This is a genomic window from Priestia sp. TRM10, from assembly GCF_057808375.1.
In genome coordinates this window covers 989,928-1,003,689 of record NZ_JBJZOT010000015.1, presented here as the reverse complement: position 1 = coordinate 1,003,689, position 13,762 = coordinate 989,928, and the positions used below count along the sequence as shown (strand labels likewise).

Annotated in this window: 13 protein-coding genes and 1 riboswitch; of the genes, 10 read left to right on the top strand and 3 right to left on the bottom strand. The window is 37.7% G+C overall.

What is annotated here, in order from left to right; all coding sequences use genetic code 11:
* Window positions 1–57 precede the first annotated feature (57 nt).
* Window positions 58–147: riboswitch (glycine riboswitch) on the top strand.
* Window positions 148–341: 194 nt separating this feature from the next.
* Genes gcvT through gcvPB form a run of 3 tightly spaced genes read left to right on the top strand, consistent with a single transcriptional unit; the run spans window position 342 to window position 4,256 of the window.
* A complete protein-coding gene (gene gcvT / locus ACK3CR_RS21910; RefSeq protein ID WP_488976109.1) occupies window positions 342–1,448 on the top strand; it encodes a glycine cleavage system aminomethyltransferase GcvT in 1,107 nt (368 codons plus the stop codon).
* Window positions 1,445–2,797, top strand: coding sequence for an aminomethyl-transferring glycine dehydrogenase subunit GcvPA (gene gcvPA, locus ACK3CR_RS21905; RefSeq protein WP_243517726.1), 1,353 nt, complete (start codon window positions 1,445–1,447; stop codon window positions 2,795–2,797). Before gcvT ends, gcvPA begins: the two co-directional genes overlap by 4 nt.
* Window positions 2,784–4,256 (top strand): aminomethyl-transferring glycine dehydrogenase subunit GcvPB, encoded by a 1,473-nt coding sequence (gene gcvPB, locus ACK3CR_RS21900; RefSeq protein WP_276517253.1) that lies wholly within the window; start codon window positions 2,784–2,786, stop codon window positions 4,254–4,256. Before gcvPA ends, gcvPB begins: the two co-directional genes overlap by 14 nt.
* Window positions 4,257–4,307: 51 nt before the next feature.
* On the opposite strand, the gene ACK3CR_RS21895 is transcribed toward gcvPB, so the two are convergent.
* The gene (locus ACK3CR_RS21895) at window positions 4,308–4,697 is read right to left on the bottom strand and encodes a rhodanese-like domain-containing protein (RefSeq protein ID WP_061801960.1); all 390 of its coding nucleotides are present in this window, start codon (window positions 4,695–4,697) and stop codon (window positions 4,308–4,310) included.
* A 182-nt stretch (window positions 4,698–4,879) separates the two neighbouring features.
* On the opposite strand from ACK3CR_RS21895, the gene ACK3CR_RS21890 reads away from it, so the two are divergent.
* The 4 genes from ACK3CR_RS21890 (at window position 4,880) to ACK3CR_RS21875 (ending at window position 9,997) form a co-directional block, all read left to right on the top strand.
* Complete coding sequence (locus ACK3CR_RS21890) at window positions 4,880–5,713, top strand: lipoate--protein ligase family protein (protein WP_410914301.1); 834 nt, start codon at window positions 4,880–4,882, stop codon at window positions 5,711–5,713.
* Window positions 5,714–5,906: 193 nt separating this feature from the next.
* Complete coding sequence (locus ACK3CR_RS21885; RefSeq protein ID WP_328122388.1) at window positions 5,907–8,438, top strand: vitamin B12-dependent ribonucleotide reductase; 2,532 nt, start codon at window positions 5,907–5,909, stop codon at window positions 8,436–8,438.
* 135 nt (window positions 8,439–8,573) lie between these two features.
* Window positions 8,574–8,993 (top strand): transcriptional regulator MntR, encoded by a 420-nt coding sequence (gene mntR / locus ACK3CR_RS21880; RefSeq protein WP_019391521.1) that lies wholly within the window; start codon window positions 8,574–8,576, stop codon window positions 8,991–8,993.
* A 119-nt stretch (window positions 8,994–9,112) separates the two neighbouring features.
* Entirely contained in the window at window positions 9,113–9,997 is an 885-nt protein-coding gene (locus tag ACK3CR_RS21875) for a patatin-like phospholipase family protein (RefSeq protein ID WP_328122386.1), read from the top strand.
* Between the two features lie 34 nt (window positions 9,998–10,031).
* Here the strand turns inward: ACK3CR_RS21875 and ACK3CR_RS21870 are convergent, their stop codons facing one another.
* Both ACK3CR_RS21870 and ACK3CR_RS21865 read right to left on the bottom strand, forming a co-directional pair.
* The gene (locus ACK3CR_RS21870; protein WP_243517736.1) at window positions 10,032–10,454 is read right to left on the bottom strand and encodes an SA1362 family protein; all 423 of its coding nucleotides are present in this window, start codon (window positions 10,452–10,454) and stop codon (window positions 10,032–10,034) included.
* Between the two features lie 47 nt (window positions 10,455–10,501).
* Complete coding sequence (locus tag ACK3CR_RS21865) at window positions 10,502–11,443, bottom strand: DUF1385 domain-containing protein (protein WP_061801955.1); 942 nt, start codon at window positions 11,441–11,443, stop codon at window positions 10,502–10,504.
* A gap of 251 nt (window positions 11,444–11,694) precedes the next feature.
* Here ACK3CR_RS21865 and ACK3CR_RS21860 point away from each other — a divergent pair, with 251 nt between their 5' ends.
* From ACK3CR_RS21860 to ACK3CR_RS21850, 3 genes are all read left to right on the top strand, one after another.
* On the top strand, window positions 11,695–12,180 hold the full coding sequence (locus ACK3CR_RS21860; protein ID WP_243517740.1) for a YqhR family membrane protein: 486 nt from the start codon (window positions 11,695–11,697) through the stop codon (window positions 12,178–12,180).
* Between the two features lie 67 nt (window positions 12,181–12,247).
* Window positions 12,248–12,691, top strand: a complete 444-nt coding sequence (gene aroQ / locus ACK3CR_RS21855; protein WP_040056774.1) for a type II 3-dehydroquinate dehydratase — start codon at window positions 12,248–12,250, stop codon at window positions 12,689–12,691.
* Between the two features lies 1 nt (window position 12,692).
* Entirely contained in the window at window positions 12,693–13,757 is a 1,065-nt protein-coding gene (locus tag ACK3CR_RS21850; protein ID WP_488976107.1) for a M24 family metallopeptidase, read from the top strand.
* The last annotated feature ends 5 nt before the right edge of the window (window positions 13,758–13,762 follow it).

Here is a 13,762-nt window from a genome sequence, read left to right as displayed (position 1 = left end):
GTTCATTTTTCTTTTTTTATGTAGTATGTCCGAAACTGTAACAAAATATAGATGCGAATGAAAACAAAGGGAGAGACTATTATGTTGTAGCGCCGAAGGAGCAAGCGAATGAGCGAATCTCTCAGGCAAAAAGACCTTTGTTTGACGCAACTCTGGAGAGAGCTTAAAATCAAGCCACCAACGAGGCAACCTTTTCGGGTGAGGAAAGGGAAACTTTCAGGTCAAAGGACAGAGTACTTCTTAAAAGGGAGTACTCTGTCCTTTTTTTAATACCGTTTTCTATTAACATAGAAGACAGAATTCTATTGAAAATAGAGATGTCAATTTTATAGGAGATGAGAATGATGAAGAAAACGCCGCTTTATGATATACACAGTAAGCTTGGTGCTAAAATGATTGATTTTGGCGGATGGAGTATGCCTGTTCAATTTTCATCCATAAAAGAAGAACATATAGCTGTACGTACTAAATGTGGGCTTTTTGATGTTTCACATATGGGAGAGTTTAAAGTAGAAGGAAAGGGGAGCTTTGATTATCTACAAAAGTTAATGACAAATGATGTTTCTGCCCTTTCTCCAGGAAAAGCTCAGTATACGGCAATGTGCTATGAGGATGGAGGAACTGTTGATGATTTGCTTGTTTATCAGCTTTCTCTTAACTCTTATTTTGTTGTTGTGAATGCTTCAAATATTGAGAAGGATTTTGACTGGATGAAAGCCCATCTTACACCTGATGTTACGTTAACAAATGTATCAGAAGAAATAGCTCTCATCGCTCTACAAGGTCCTTCATCAGAAGAGGTATTAAGTAAACTAACTTCTCTTGATCTTTCTGAAGTAAGTTTTTTTAATTTTCGAAATAGTGTCTCGGTAAATGGGGTTGAGGTGCTGATTTCAAGAACTGGTTATACAGGAGAAGATGGATTTGAAATTTATTGTCAAAAGGAACATGCGTCTTTCTTATGGGAAACAATTCTAAGAGCAGGAAGGGATGAAGGACTATTACCATGCGGATTAGGAGCAAGGGATACCCTTCGCTTTGAAGCAGCTCTTCCCCTTTATGGGCAAGAACTTTCACACGACATCACACCATATGAAGCAGGAATTGGTTTTGCCGTTAAATTAAATAAATCTTCATTTATCGGAAAAGAAGCCCTAGTAAAACAAAAAGAAACAGGAGTAAAGCGAAAACTTGTTGGTCTTGAAATGATTGAACGTGGCATCCCTCGTCATGGCTACCGGGTTTTTGTAGATGGAAAAGAAGTTGGAAAGGTAACAACAGGAACGCAATCTCCAACTCTTAAAAAAAATATTGGGTTGGCTCTTATCAATGAAGAATATACCTCTCTTGCAAGTGAAGTGTTTGTTGAAATTCGTAATAAGTTTGTGAAAGCATCCATTATTAAAACACCGTTTTATAAGCGGAAAAAAGGAGCAAAAACGCTATGACCCATCATTACTTGCCAATGACAGAAGAAGATCGTAGAGAAATGTTAGCAGCAATTGGTGTTTCTACCGTTGATGAGCTTTTTGAAGATATTCCAGAAAGCGTTCGTTTTAAAAGAGAATACAAATTAAAAAAGAGAGCATCTGAAGCTTGCTTAACACGAGAGCTTTATGCTTTATCAGCACAAAATGCTTCAACAAAGCAATATGCTTCTTTTTTAGGCGCAGGTGTTTATGATCACTACATTCCCTCTATTGTAGACCATATTATTTCACGCTCGGAGTTTTATACTGCCTATACGCCATATCAGCCTGAGATTTCGCAAGGAGAACTTCAAGCTATTTTTGAATTTCAAACGATGATTTGTGAATTAACAGGGATGGATGTTGCCAACTCTTCAATGTATGACGGAGGTACAGCACTTGCGGAAGCGGCGATGGTAAGTGCTGGTCATACTAAAAAACGAAAAATACTTGTTTCGTCAGCTGTTCATCCAGAATCAAGAGAGGTATTAAAAACATATGCAAAAGGCCAAAACCTTACTGTTGTTGAAATTCCTCATAAGGATGGATTAACAAATTTACGAGTGTTAGAAGAAGAGATGGATGAAAATGTGGGAAGCGTTATTCTTCAATACCCAAACTTTTTCGGTCAAGTTGAACCTTTAAAAGAAATTGAAAAAATTGCTCATAAGCAAAATGCTCTTTTTGTTGTGTCGAGCAATCCACTCTCACTTGGCGTACTTGCTCCTCCGGGAGAATTTGGAGCAGATATTGTTGTAGGAGACGCTCAACCTTTTGGAATTCCAATGCAGTTTGGAGGGCCTCACTGCGGTTATTTTGCGACATCTAAAAAATTAATGCGAAAAATTCCTGGAAGACTTGTTGGTCAAACAAAAGACAATGATGGAAATCGAGGATTTGTGCTGACGCTTCAGGCAAGAGAACAGCATATACGTCGTGATAAAGCAACGTCAAATATTTGTTCGAATCAAGCATTAAACGCTCTAGCAGCTTCAGTAGCTATGACATCCCTCGGCAAAAGTGGTGTAAAAGAGATGGCAAAGCAAAATATGAGCAAAGCGCACTATGCGAAAAAAGCTTTTGAAGAAGCAGGGTTTGATGTTTGGTTTTCTAACGCTTTTTTCAATGAATTTGTTGTTTCTTTCGACTGTAGTATTCAGAAACTAAACGCTTCACTTTTGAAAAAAGGAATTATTGGTGGTTATGATTTAGGACGCGATGACAAAAGCTTACAAGGGTGTATGCTTATTGCGGTAACGGAAATCCGTTCAAAAGACGAGATTGATAAATTTGTAGAAGAAGTGAGGGGATTTCATCATGAAAAATGATCAGCCGCTAATCTTTGAGTTGAGTAAGCACGGGAGAAAAGGTTATTCCTTGCCAGAACTTGATGTAGAAGAAGTAGACGTTTCTTCTATTTTAGGAGGAGACTATGAAAGAAAGGAAGAACCGTTATTACCAGAAGTATCAGAACTAGACATTGTAAGACATTATACAGCTCTTTCAAAAAGAAACCATGGAGTTGACTCAGGTTTTTATCCACTTGGTTCTTGTACAATGAAATACAATCCAAAAGTAAATGAAGATGTAGCACGTTATCCAGGATTTTCACATATTCATCCATTGCAAGACGAGGAAAGTGTTCAAGGAGCTCTTGCTCTTTTATTTGACCTTCAGGAGAGTTTGAAGGAAATTACCGGAATGGATGAGGTCACGTTGCAGCCTGCAGCAGGAGCTCACGGAGAATGGACGGGACTTATGCTTATTCGTGCCTTCCATGAAGAAAAAGGAGATTTTAACCGAACAAAAGTGATTGTTCCAGACTCTGCACACGGAACAAATCCTGCTTCAGCTACTGTAGCTGGTTTTGAAACCATTACTGTAAAGTCAGATGAAAACGGTCTTGTGGATTTAAATCATCTCCGGCAGGTTGTTGGAGAGGATACAGCAGCTCTTATGCTTACAAACCCGAACACACTTGGTTTGTTTGAAGAAAATATTATTGAAATGGCTCAAATTGTTCACGATGCAGGCGGGAAACTTTATTATGATGGAGCAAATTTAAATGCTGTATTAAGTAAAGCACGTCCAGGAGATATGGGATTTGATGTTGTTCATTTGAATCTGCATAAAACATTTACAGGTCCTCATGGTGGAGGTGGTCCTGGTTCTGGTCCTGTTGGAGTGAAAAAAGAGCTTATTCCTTTCTTACCAAAGCCAGTGTTAATCAAAAAAGAAAATGGTTATACGTTTGACTATAACATTCCAAAGTCCATTGGTCGTGTTAAGCCGTATTATGGGAATTTCTCGATCAATGTGCGAGCTTATACATATATTCGCACAATGGGTGGAGACGGACTCAAGGCTGTATCAGAGTATGCGGTTCTCAACGCAAATTACTTAATGCGTAAGCTTGCTCCTTATTTTGATTTACCATTTAATCGACATTGCAAGCATGAATTTGTACTATCTGGAAAGCGACAGAAGCATTTAGGAGTAAGAACGCTTGATATGGCGAAACGACTTCTTGATTTCGGTTATCATCCTCCAACAATTTATTTCCCGTTAAATGTAGAAGAAGGTATGATGATTGAGCCAACGGAAACAGAATCAAAAGAAACATTGGATAATTTCATTGAAGTAATGATTACGATTGCAAAAGAAGTAGAAGATAATCCTGAACTTGTACAAGAAGCTCCGCACACAACGGTTATTGGACGTCTTGATGAAACACTTGCAGCTCGTAAGCCTGTTTTACGTTATAAAAAAGAAGAAGTGAAAATTTAACAATCAAAAAGGATGGAGAGTATTCTCCATCCTTTTCTTATGTGTAAACCATTATCTTTTCTTTGTTTTTACTTTGCCTGTCCAAAGTTTAAAGCCGCCTTTTAATTGATAGATATCTTTAATTCCACGATGACGACGAATCATTTGTGCTGCTTTTCCTGTACGAATGCCAGCTTGATCGTAAAGATAGACAGGCTGATCTGGACGAAGCTCTTTAATACGCATTTTTAGCTGTGAAAGCGGAATATTACGAGCTCCTAAAATGTGTCCACCTTCAAAGTCTTTTTGTTCGCGAATATCAATAAGCTGCGCTTTACGGTACCCAGCGCGAAATTCTGCTTCCGTTAGCGATTTCATAATGCGGCGTTGCATGAGAAGCATAATGATCGAGTATACGATAAAAGCTCCTAATAAAATTAAAATGACGTAAATGCCTTCCATCAAACATAATCCTCTCTTTCATGTGACTACTAAAATACGAGATATCTCTATTATATAAGTTCTCTTTAAAAGAAGTAAAGCAACCACCTAAATTCTTTGCACGACAAATTGGTTTTGATAAACTGTATAAGAATGTTCAAAAAATAAGTGTCGAAAAAAGAAAAAAGTTAGGGATGAGAAAGATGACAGAAGTTTGGCGTTTTATTAATTGGAGTAAACATTCACCGTATTATAATATGGCTCTTGATGAAGCTTTACTTGAGTGGCATAGTGAAGGCAAAATTCCACCAACTATTCGTTTTTATGGATGGGACCCAGCAACTTTATCAATCGGTTATTTTCAAAAAGCAGAAAAAGAAGTGAATTTTGAAGAAGTAAGAAAACGTGGACTTGGATTTGTAAGACGGCCAACAGGCGGTAGAGGCGTTCTACACGACGATGAGCTCACGTATAGCGTTATTGTATCTGAGCAACACAAAAGCATGCCACATACGGTTACAGAAGCATACAGAGTAATTTCAGAAGGTCTTTTAGAAGGATTTCGTGCGCTTGGTTTAGACGCTTACTTTGCAATTCCACGAACAGAAGAAGAAAAAGAAGGATTAAAAAATCCAAGATCTTCGGTTTGTTTTGATGCGCCTTCATGGTACGAACTTGTTGTTGAAGGACGTAAAGTAGCAGGAAGTGCGCAAACTCGTCAAAAAGGGGTCATTCTTCAACATGGTTCTATCTTGCTTTCAATTGATGAGGAAGCGCTTTTTAGCATGTTCCATTATCCAAGTGAACGTGTGAAAGAGAGAATGAGAAAATCTTTTCGTAATAAAGCAGTTGCAGTAAATGATGTAGCTGGACGGATTGTTTCAATTGAAGAGGCAAATGAGGCTTTTAAAAGAGGTTTTGAAAAAGGATTGAACATCAAATTAGAAGAATACATCCTTTCAGAAGAAGAAGAAGCCTACGTTAAGAAATTAGCTTTGGATAAATATGCTAAAGATGAATGGAATTACCGTAGATAATCTCTCTCCCATTTTGCTTCAAAAAAGTGTACAATAAAAAAGTTGTGTTTTAAAAAAATAAGCAAATTCCGAAAAGGACTTGACAAAAAATCAATATATAGTATGTCGTTTATTGATGAATACTATATATTGATTAGTCGGTCCTTTTATGTTAGCTTTAATAATATAGTAAAAGTAAGAGGGAGATGTGTGTATGACTGTTGTTCTAAACGAGGAACCAAAAGTGAACATTGAGAAATTAAATAAGGATATTGGTTTATTTCCTCAAGTGCATGAAATTACAGCAGATATGAATATGACTCATAAAGGCGTGTCAAGACTTGTAATGCTTGACAGATATTCGTTCAAAGATACGAAAAAGGTGACGTTAACAGAGGGAGACTTCGTTGTATTAACAGTCAAAGACGATCCTAAATTCCCTGCGCGCGGTCTAGGATTTATTCGTTCTATTAACTGGGAGAAAAAAACAGCAAAAGTATGGATTGAAGAAGAATTTCGCGGTTCTTTAACGGACGAGCTTGAAGTTCAAACTGGAATTGTTGAACGTTCACTAGACGTAATGGAAAAGCCGCTTGAAATTTTTTATGAGCAAATTGCTAAACGAAATGCAGTTGGTCTTTCTTCATCAGAGAAAACAGAAGAGAAGCGCCAAAAATGGTTTCAAGCTTTTTATGAAGAATTAAAAAGCACAAATTTTGTACCGGCAGGACGCGTATTGTATGGAGCAGGGGCTAACACAGATGTTACATACTTCAATTGCTATGTTATGCCATATGTAAAAGATTCACGCGAAGGTATTTCAGAACATCGCAAGCAAGTGATGGAAATTATGAGCAGAGGTGGAGGAGTTGGAACAAATGGCTCTACTCTTCGTCCACGCAACACACTTGCTAGAGGCGTCAACGGAAAATCAAGCGGATCTGTATCATGGTTAGATGATATTGCAAAGCTAACACATCTTGTTGAACAAGGTGGATCTCGTCGTGGAGCGCAAATGATTATGCTTGCTGACTGGCACCCAGATATTGTGGAATTCATTATTTCTAAAATGCAAAATCCACGTATTTTACGCTTCTTAATTCAAACAACAAAAGATGAAGGAATTAAAAAAGCGGCGGAGGACAAGCTGAAGTTTACACCATTTACAGCAAATGAGCGTGACATGTATCAAGGCATCTTAAATTATGAAAATATTCCTGGACAAGGTGGATTTCCTGCAAAAGTGATTGAAGATGCAAAAGAGAAATTAGCTGCAGGTGGAACATACAGCGTTCATAATGCTGAGTTTCTAACAGGAGCAAACATTTCTGTTTGTTTAACAAAAGAATTCATGGAAGCTGTTGAAAACGATACAGAGTATGAACTTCGTTTCCCAGACGTTGAGGCTTATTCAGAAGAAGAAATGAATGCCTACAATGAAAACTGGCATGAAGTTGGAGACGTACGTAAATGGAAAGAACAAGGATATAGTGTACGCACATATCGTAAAATCAAAGCAAAAGAGCTTTGGAATTTAATTAACATTTGTGCAACATATTCAGCAGAACCTGGTGTTTTCTTCATCGATAATGCTAATGATATGACAAATGCAAGTGCATATGGTCAACAAGTTGTAGCTACAAACCCTTGCGGTGAGCAGCCTCTTGCACCATATAGTGTTTGTAATTTAGCTGCTGTGAACTTAGCACAAATGGCGGATAAAAAGAATAAAACAGTAGATTTTGAGAAGTTAAAAAGAACTGTAGAAGTAGGCGTGCGCATGCAAGATAATGTAATCGACGCTACTCCTTACTTCCTTGAGCCAAATCGTAAGCAAGCCCTCGGGGAACGACGTGTTGGTCTTGGCGTAATGGGACTTCATGATTTACTTATTTATTGTGAAACAGAGTACGGTTCAAAAGAAGGAAATGAGCTTGTTGATCGTGTTTTTGAAACAATTGCAACAACAGCTTACCGTGCTTCTGTAGAGCTTGCCAAAGAAAAAGGAAGCTTTCCATTCCTTGTTGGGGAAAATGAGGAAGAAACGCAAGAACTCAGAGAAAACTTTACAAGAACAGGTTATATGAGTAAGATGCCTGCTGATATTTTAGATAGCGTAAAAGAGCATGGAATCCGCAACTCGCATCTTTTAACTGTTGCTCCAACAGGAAGCACAGGAACAATGGTCGGTGTATCAACAGGTCTTGAGCCATATTTCTCTTTCTCTTACTTTAGAAGTGGACGCCTTGGCAAGTTTATTGAAGTAAAAGCAGATATTGTTCAGGAGTATCTTGATGCACATCCTGAAGCTGACGAAAATAAATTGCCACACTGGTTTGTATCTGCAATGAGTCTCTCACCTGAAGCACATGCTGACGTACAGTGTGTCATTCAGCGTTGGGTTGACAGTTCAATAAGTAAAACGGTTAATGCACCACGCGGTTATACAGTTGAACAAGTTCAAAAAGTATACGAGCGTTTATATAAAGGTGGAGCAAAGGGCGGTACAGTATATGTAGACGGAAGTCGCGACGCTCAAGTTCTTTCTTTAAAAGCAGAAGATAACTCGTTTGAAGAAGAAACTGAGACAAAAGTTTCTGTACAAAAAACAAAGGAAGCTGAGGAAGTAACGTATGGCTCTGAAGTTGGAGATACGTGCCCAGTTTGTCGTGAGGGAATCGTTGAGGAACTTGGCGGTTGTAATACATGCACAAATTGTAACGCTCAGTTAAAATGTGGCCTATAAAGAAAACAACGTAAATCAACCGGGGCTCCCTCCTCGGTTGATTTGCTATTGTCGTTGCTTGTTTTTAAGGTTATTGTATAGTAAAATTTAAATGCAGTTTTACATAAAACAAATGGAAATAATGGAGGAGAAGTTATGCCAACGCCAAGTATGGAAGATTATATTGAACAAATTTATATGCTAATTGAAGACAAAGGGTATGCCCGAGTATCGGATATTGCAGAAGCCTTGGCTGTTCATCCCTCCTCAGTAACAAAAATGGTTCAAAAGCTTGATAAAGACGAATATTTAATTTATGAGAAATATCGCGGCTTAATTTTAACAGCAAAAGGCCAAAAAATTGGGAAGCGTCTCGTATATCGCCATGAATTGCTTGAGCAATTACTTCGAATCATTGGTGTTGATGAAGAGAATATTTATGAGGATGTTGAAGGAATTGAGCATCATTTAAGCTGGAATTCAATTGATCGTATTGGTGATCTCGTTCAATATTTTGAAGAAAATGAAGCGCGTGTTGAAGCTCTTCGTGCAACACAGCGTAAAAGTGAACAATAAATATAGAAACGTTAAGCACTTAGTGCTTAACGTTTTTTTATTGTTTTTATAAAGACGTGCATAAAGAAAGAAAGGTGAGATTAAAAATGTAAAAAGGCGGATTTTGAAGGGGTGAAACCTTGTACATAGACGGCGTTTTTGCAGGAGGCGGTATTAAAGGGTTTGCACTTGTGGGAGCTCTTCAAGCAGTGGAAAACAAAGGACTTATTTATCGCAGGTTGGCAGGAACGAGCGCAGGAGCAATTATTTGTGCTTTTATTGTTGCAGGCTATACAAGTAGAGATATACAAAAAATGTTAGAAGAAATAGAGCTCAGTGATTTGTTAGACAGCAGAGCCTCTCTTTTGCCTGCAAAGTGGGGGAAATGGCTTCTTTTATATTGGCGCCTTGGTTTATATAAAGGAGACCGCCTTGAACTTTGGATAGAGGAAAAGTTAAAAGCAAGAGGAATATATTCATTTGGAGATGTGCCAAAACATGCTTTACGTATTATTGCTTCAGATATTACGGATGGAAAGATTGTTGTAATTCCAGATGACTTGCCAAGCTATGGAATTAACCCTGAGACATTTTCTGTAGCTAAAGCTGTGAGAATGAGCTGTAGCTTACCTTACTTTTTTGAACCTGTAAAGCTAAAAGCAAACTCAGGAGTCAAAATAATGGTAGACGGTGGAGTACTAAGTAATTTTCCAATGTGGCTGTTTCAAAAGCGAGATCAACCAAAAGTACGTCCTGTTCTAGGAGTGAAGTTTAGCTCTCCTGAAGATAGTGTGCAGTCAGCTGAAATCCATAATGCAATTGACTTATTTGGTGCTCTTTTTGATACGATGAAAAATGCACATGATGCTAGACATATTTCTAAAAAGCATGAACGAGATATTATTTTTCTGCCGGTTGATTCCACGCTTACAACGGAATTTGGGTTAACAGAAGAAAAGAAAGAAGAACTGATTTCTTTAGGCAGAGAGCGGGCAAATGCCTTTTTGAAGACGTGGACATATTAAAAAACCAGGTGACAGCTGTCACCTGGTTTTTTTATTAGAAAAGAGCTCTGTTTTTCTTTTTACCTTTTTTACCTTCAATGACCGTTAAGTGACTTGAGCTACGTTTTCGTTCTTTCGTAAAAGACTGACCAAGATTTTTGGCTTTACCTTGAATAGGCGTGATTTTTGGATTTTTAATCATACGCTTTTTTGGCTTAACTTTAGCTTTTTCTCGCGCTCTCAAACGAGATTTTGACTGCTTTACGGCTTGAGCGTATTTTCGATCATACGGAGAACTGGAGGGCTGACGACGGCCTAAAACAAAGCGATATACGAGATAAAAAATAATCAAGAAGAAAAAGATTGTTCCGATAGAGCGTAAGAGACTCCCTGGTTCAAACAAAATTGTATACAGAAAACCAACTACCCCAAGTGTAATGACGGCGTACACAACATACGTAACAAAAGAACGTCTCATTATCTTCACCTCCACCAAAGATGTACACTATTTATTGTAAAAAAGTTTTACACAACTTTATTTTGGGTTGTTCCGGCTTTTTTTTCTTCAAGAACAAGTAGGCGTGAGAAAGAAGCAATCGCAACTTCTACTTGATCGTCTTTCGGTTCTTTCGTTGTTAAGAGCTGAAGCCATAACCCTGGGTAACCTAAATATTTTAGAACAGGGAAAGAACTTAGTTTGTTTGTTAATTGCAATACTTCAAAAGAAAGACCAAGAACAACGGGGATAAGAGCGAGGCGATTTACAATCCTTACCCAAAGTGGATCAGTTGGAACTAGTAAATATACGAACATACCAACAATAACAGTAAATAGAATAAAACTACTTCCGCACCTGTAATGAAGACGGGACTGGGACTGTACACCTTCTATTGTTAACTCTATTCCCTTTTCGTACGCATTAATAACCTTATGTTCCGCCCCATGGTACTGAAATACTCGTTTTATGAGCGGCGTTTGCGAGATTAAGAAAATATAGCAGATAATCAATAAAAATTTGAAGAAAGATTCAACAACTATCTGTGCCACATCTGAAGAAAAAATGGGCCTTGTTAGTTCTGCTAAAAATACGGGAACAAGTGTCATTAACACTTTACCAATAATAAAAGAGAGAACGCCTATAACAGCCACGCCAAGAATCATAGTTAGCTTTGATTCTTTTTTCTCTTTCAGTTTTTCATCTTCACTAGGATCAAGGTCAAAGCGATCTGATGAAAAATTGAGATGTTTAGAACCGTTTGCTGTAGCTTCAACAATAGCCGCAATACCGCGAAGAAAAGGAACCTTTTTAATTTTTTTCAGAAATGGTGATGATTTACGGGGAGCTTCAAAGAAATCGATGCTTTGATCTTTTCGGCGGATAGCCGTAACGCACGAGGTTTTACCACCAAACATAACACCTTCCACAACAGCCTGCCCACCGTAAACGGGTTTTGAATTTTGAGCCATGATGTACAAACACCAACCTAACTAATGAATTGTGTATTAACTAAATTATTTCAGTAAAGAACAGTTCATTCAAATTTCTTTTTTCTTTGTGTCATTTATATTCTACAAGAAAAGGCAAGAAACCTCTAGGTTGTTGTATATTCTCTAGTTTAGACAAATTTTATGATAATTAGACTAAAACTAACAAACAATATAAAGGCAAATAGAATCTAGGTAAAAAGATTATACTAAAATTAGTGAGGTGAGAAAAGATGGAAAAAAACCAAGAGAAAAAAGAAAAGCTTCCTTCTTTTATGAATAAAGCGATTGTGATTGGTATTTCGGCAGGAGTTTTGTTTGGTATTTTAAGCTACATTGCATATGTGTTAAATTTGAGTGAAATTCGAGCAAATCTTATTTTGGAGCCTTGGACATTTGGAGAATGGAAACATCATATCATAGGACATATTATTGGAATTATTCTCCTTGCCATTATTTCTATTCCTGTTGCACTTATTTACTATGCACTACTACGAAAATTTGAAAGCATGTGGGTTGGGGCGGCATATGGCGTTATACTTTGGGGCTTTGTTTTCTTTCTGTTAAATCCGATTTTTCCAAATTTAAAAGAGATTACAGACCTTAGTAAAGATACCATCATTACATCTTTTTGTTTTTACTTGCTCTATGGAATTTTTATTGGGTATTCTATTTCGTACGAAGAATCTGAATTGCGACGAATTAGTGCTTCCTCATAAGCTATAGCGCCCTCTTTATGATAAGATAAAGAAAGAACGGAATTTTTTGAAGCAAAGGGAGAGTGCTATGAAACAATTCTTAGTTATAAATGGACCAAATTTAAACTATTTAGGGAAGCGCGAGCCTGAAATTTACGGAAGTACAACGCTTGTAGATTTAGAAAACAGCTTAAAAACAAAAGGGGAAGCTCTCGACCTTTCTCTGGATTTTCTTCAATCCAACCATGAAGGTGTAATTATTGATGCTATGTACAAAGCAAATGAAACATGTGATGGAGTACTCCTAAACCCGGGTGCTTTCACTCATTATAGCTATGCGATTCGCGATTGTATTGCAAGCCTTAACATTCCTGTTGTAGAAGTTCATATTTCAAATGTTCATGCAAGAGAAGAATTCCGCCATACCTCTGTTATTGCACCAGTAAGTGCAGGCCAGATCGTTGGGTTTGGATTGTTTGGATATGAAATGGGAATTAATGCTTTAAAGAATATCGCGGAAGGGAAGGAATAGCATGTCAGAAAAACTAGTAAAACTTCGTGGAAGCTTTGAACAAAGAGGAATTGACGGTCTTCTTATCACAAGTAAATACAATCGTCGTTACATGACAAACTTTACAGGAAGTGCTGGAGTTGTTGTCATTTCAAAAGAAAAAGCCGTCTTTATTACAGACTTTCGCTACATAGAACAAGCAACAAAGCAAACAGAAGGATTTGAAATTGTCAAACATACTGGACCAATTGCAAAAGAAATTGCTTCTGTTGTTGAACAGTTAGGAATCAAAGCGCTAGGATTTGAAGAACATGCAATTACGTACGCTGACTTTTCCACATACCAAAAGGAAATCTCGGCCCAACTTGTTCCTGTCTCAGGTCTTGTAGAAAACTTACGCTTGATTAAGACTAGTGAAGAGATTAAGATATTAAAGGAAGCTGCCAAGTTAACAGACGAAGCTTTTAATCATATTTTATCGTACATCAAACCCGGTGTAACGGAGCTTGAGGTTTCAAATGAGCTTGAATTTTATATGAGAAAACATGGCGCAGCGTCTTCTTCATTTGATACAATTGTTGCTTCAGGATATAGAAGCGCTTTACCACATGGAGCTGCTAGCGAAAAAGTGATTGAGGAAGGCGAGCTTGTAACGCTTGATTTTGGTGCGTACTATAAAGGGTATTGTTCAGATATTACAAGAACGGTTGCTGTTGGCGACGTTAGTGATGAATTGAAGAACATTTATGACATCGTTCTAAAGGCGCAGTTGCGTGGCGTTGACGGTATTAAAAAAGGTATTACAGGAGTTCAAGCTGATGCCTTATCGCGTGACTATATTACAGAACATGGATATGGGGAATACTTTGGGCACTCCACAGGCCATGGAATTGGTCTTGAAGTTCATGAAGGTCCCGCTCTTTCAATTCGTTCTGATACTGTACTAGAGCCTGGTATGGTTGTAACCGTTGAGCCTGGTATTTACATACCAAATGTAGGCGGCGTTCGAATTGAAGATGATTTGCTCATAACAGATGAAGGCAATGAAAATTTAACATATGCCCCAAAAGAACTTATTATTTTATAAAGGTA

Bases quoted from the DNA above. Each gene is read 5' to 3' on its own strand.
- gcvT (WP_488976109.1), top strand. From the start codon at position 342: ATGATGAAGAAAACGCCGCTTTATGATATACACAGTAAGCTTGGTGCT.
- gcvPA (WP_243517726.1), top strand. From the start codon at position 1,445: ATGACCCATCATTACTTGCCAATGACAGAAGAAGATCGTAGAGAAATG.
- ACK3CR_RS21895 (WP_061801960.1), bottom strand. From the start codon at position 4,697: ATGGAAGGCATTTACGTCATTTTAATTTTATTAGGAGCTTTTATCGTA.
- ACK3CR_RS21890 (WP_410914301.1), top strand. From the start codon at position 4,880: ATGACAGAAGTTTGGCGTTTTATTAATTGGAGTAAACATTCACCGTAT.
- ACK3CR_RS21885 (WP_328122388.1), top strand. From the start codon at position 5,907: ATGACTGTTGTTCTAAACGAGGAACCAAAAGTGAACATTGAGAAATTA.
- mntR (WP_019391521.1), top strand. From the start codon at position 8,574: ATGCCAACGCCAAGTATGGAAGATTATATTGAACAAATTTATATGCTA.
- ACK3CR_RS21870 (WP_243517736.1), bottom strand. From the start codon at position 10,454: ATGAGACGTTCTTTTGTTACGTATGTTGTGTACGCCGTCATTACACTT.
- ACK3CR_RS21865 (WP_061801955.1), bottom strand. From the start codon at position 11,443: ATGGCTCAAAATTCAAAACCCGTTTACGGTGGGCAGGCTGTTGTGGAA.
- ACK3CR_RS21860 (WP_243517740.1), top strand. From the start codon at position 11,695: ATGGAAAAAAACCAAGAGAAAAAAGAAAAGCTTCCTTCTTTTATGAAT.
- aroQ (WP_040056774.1), top strand. From the start codon at position 12,248: ATGAAACAATTCTTAGTTATAAATGGACCAAATTTAAACTATTTAGGG.
- ACK3CR_RS21850 (WP_488976107.1), top strand. From the start codon at position 12,693: ATGTCAGAAAAACTAGTAAAACTTCGTGGAAGCTTTGAACAAAGAGGA.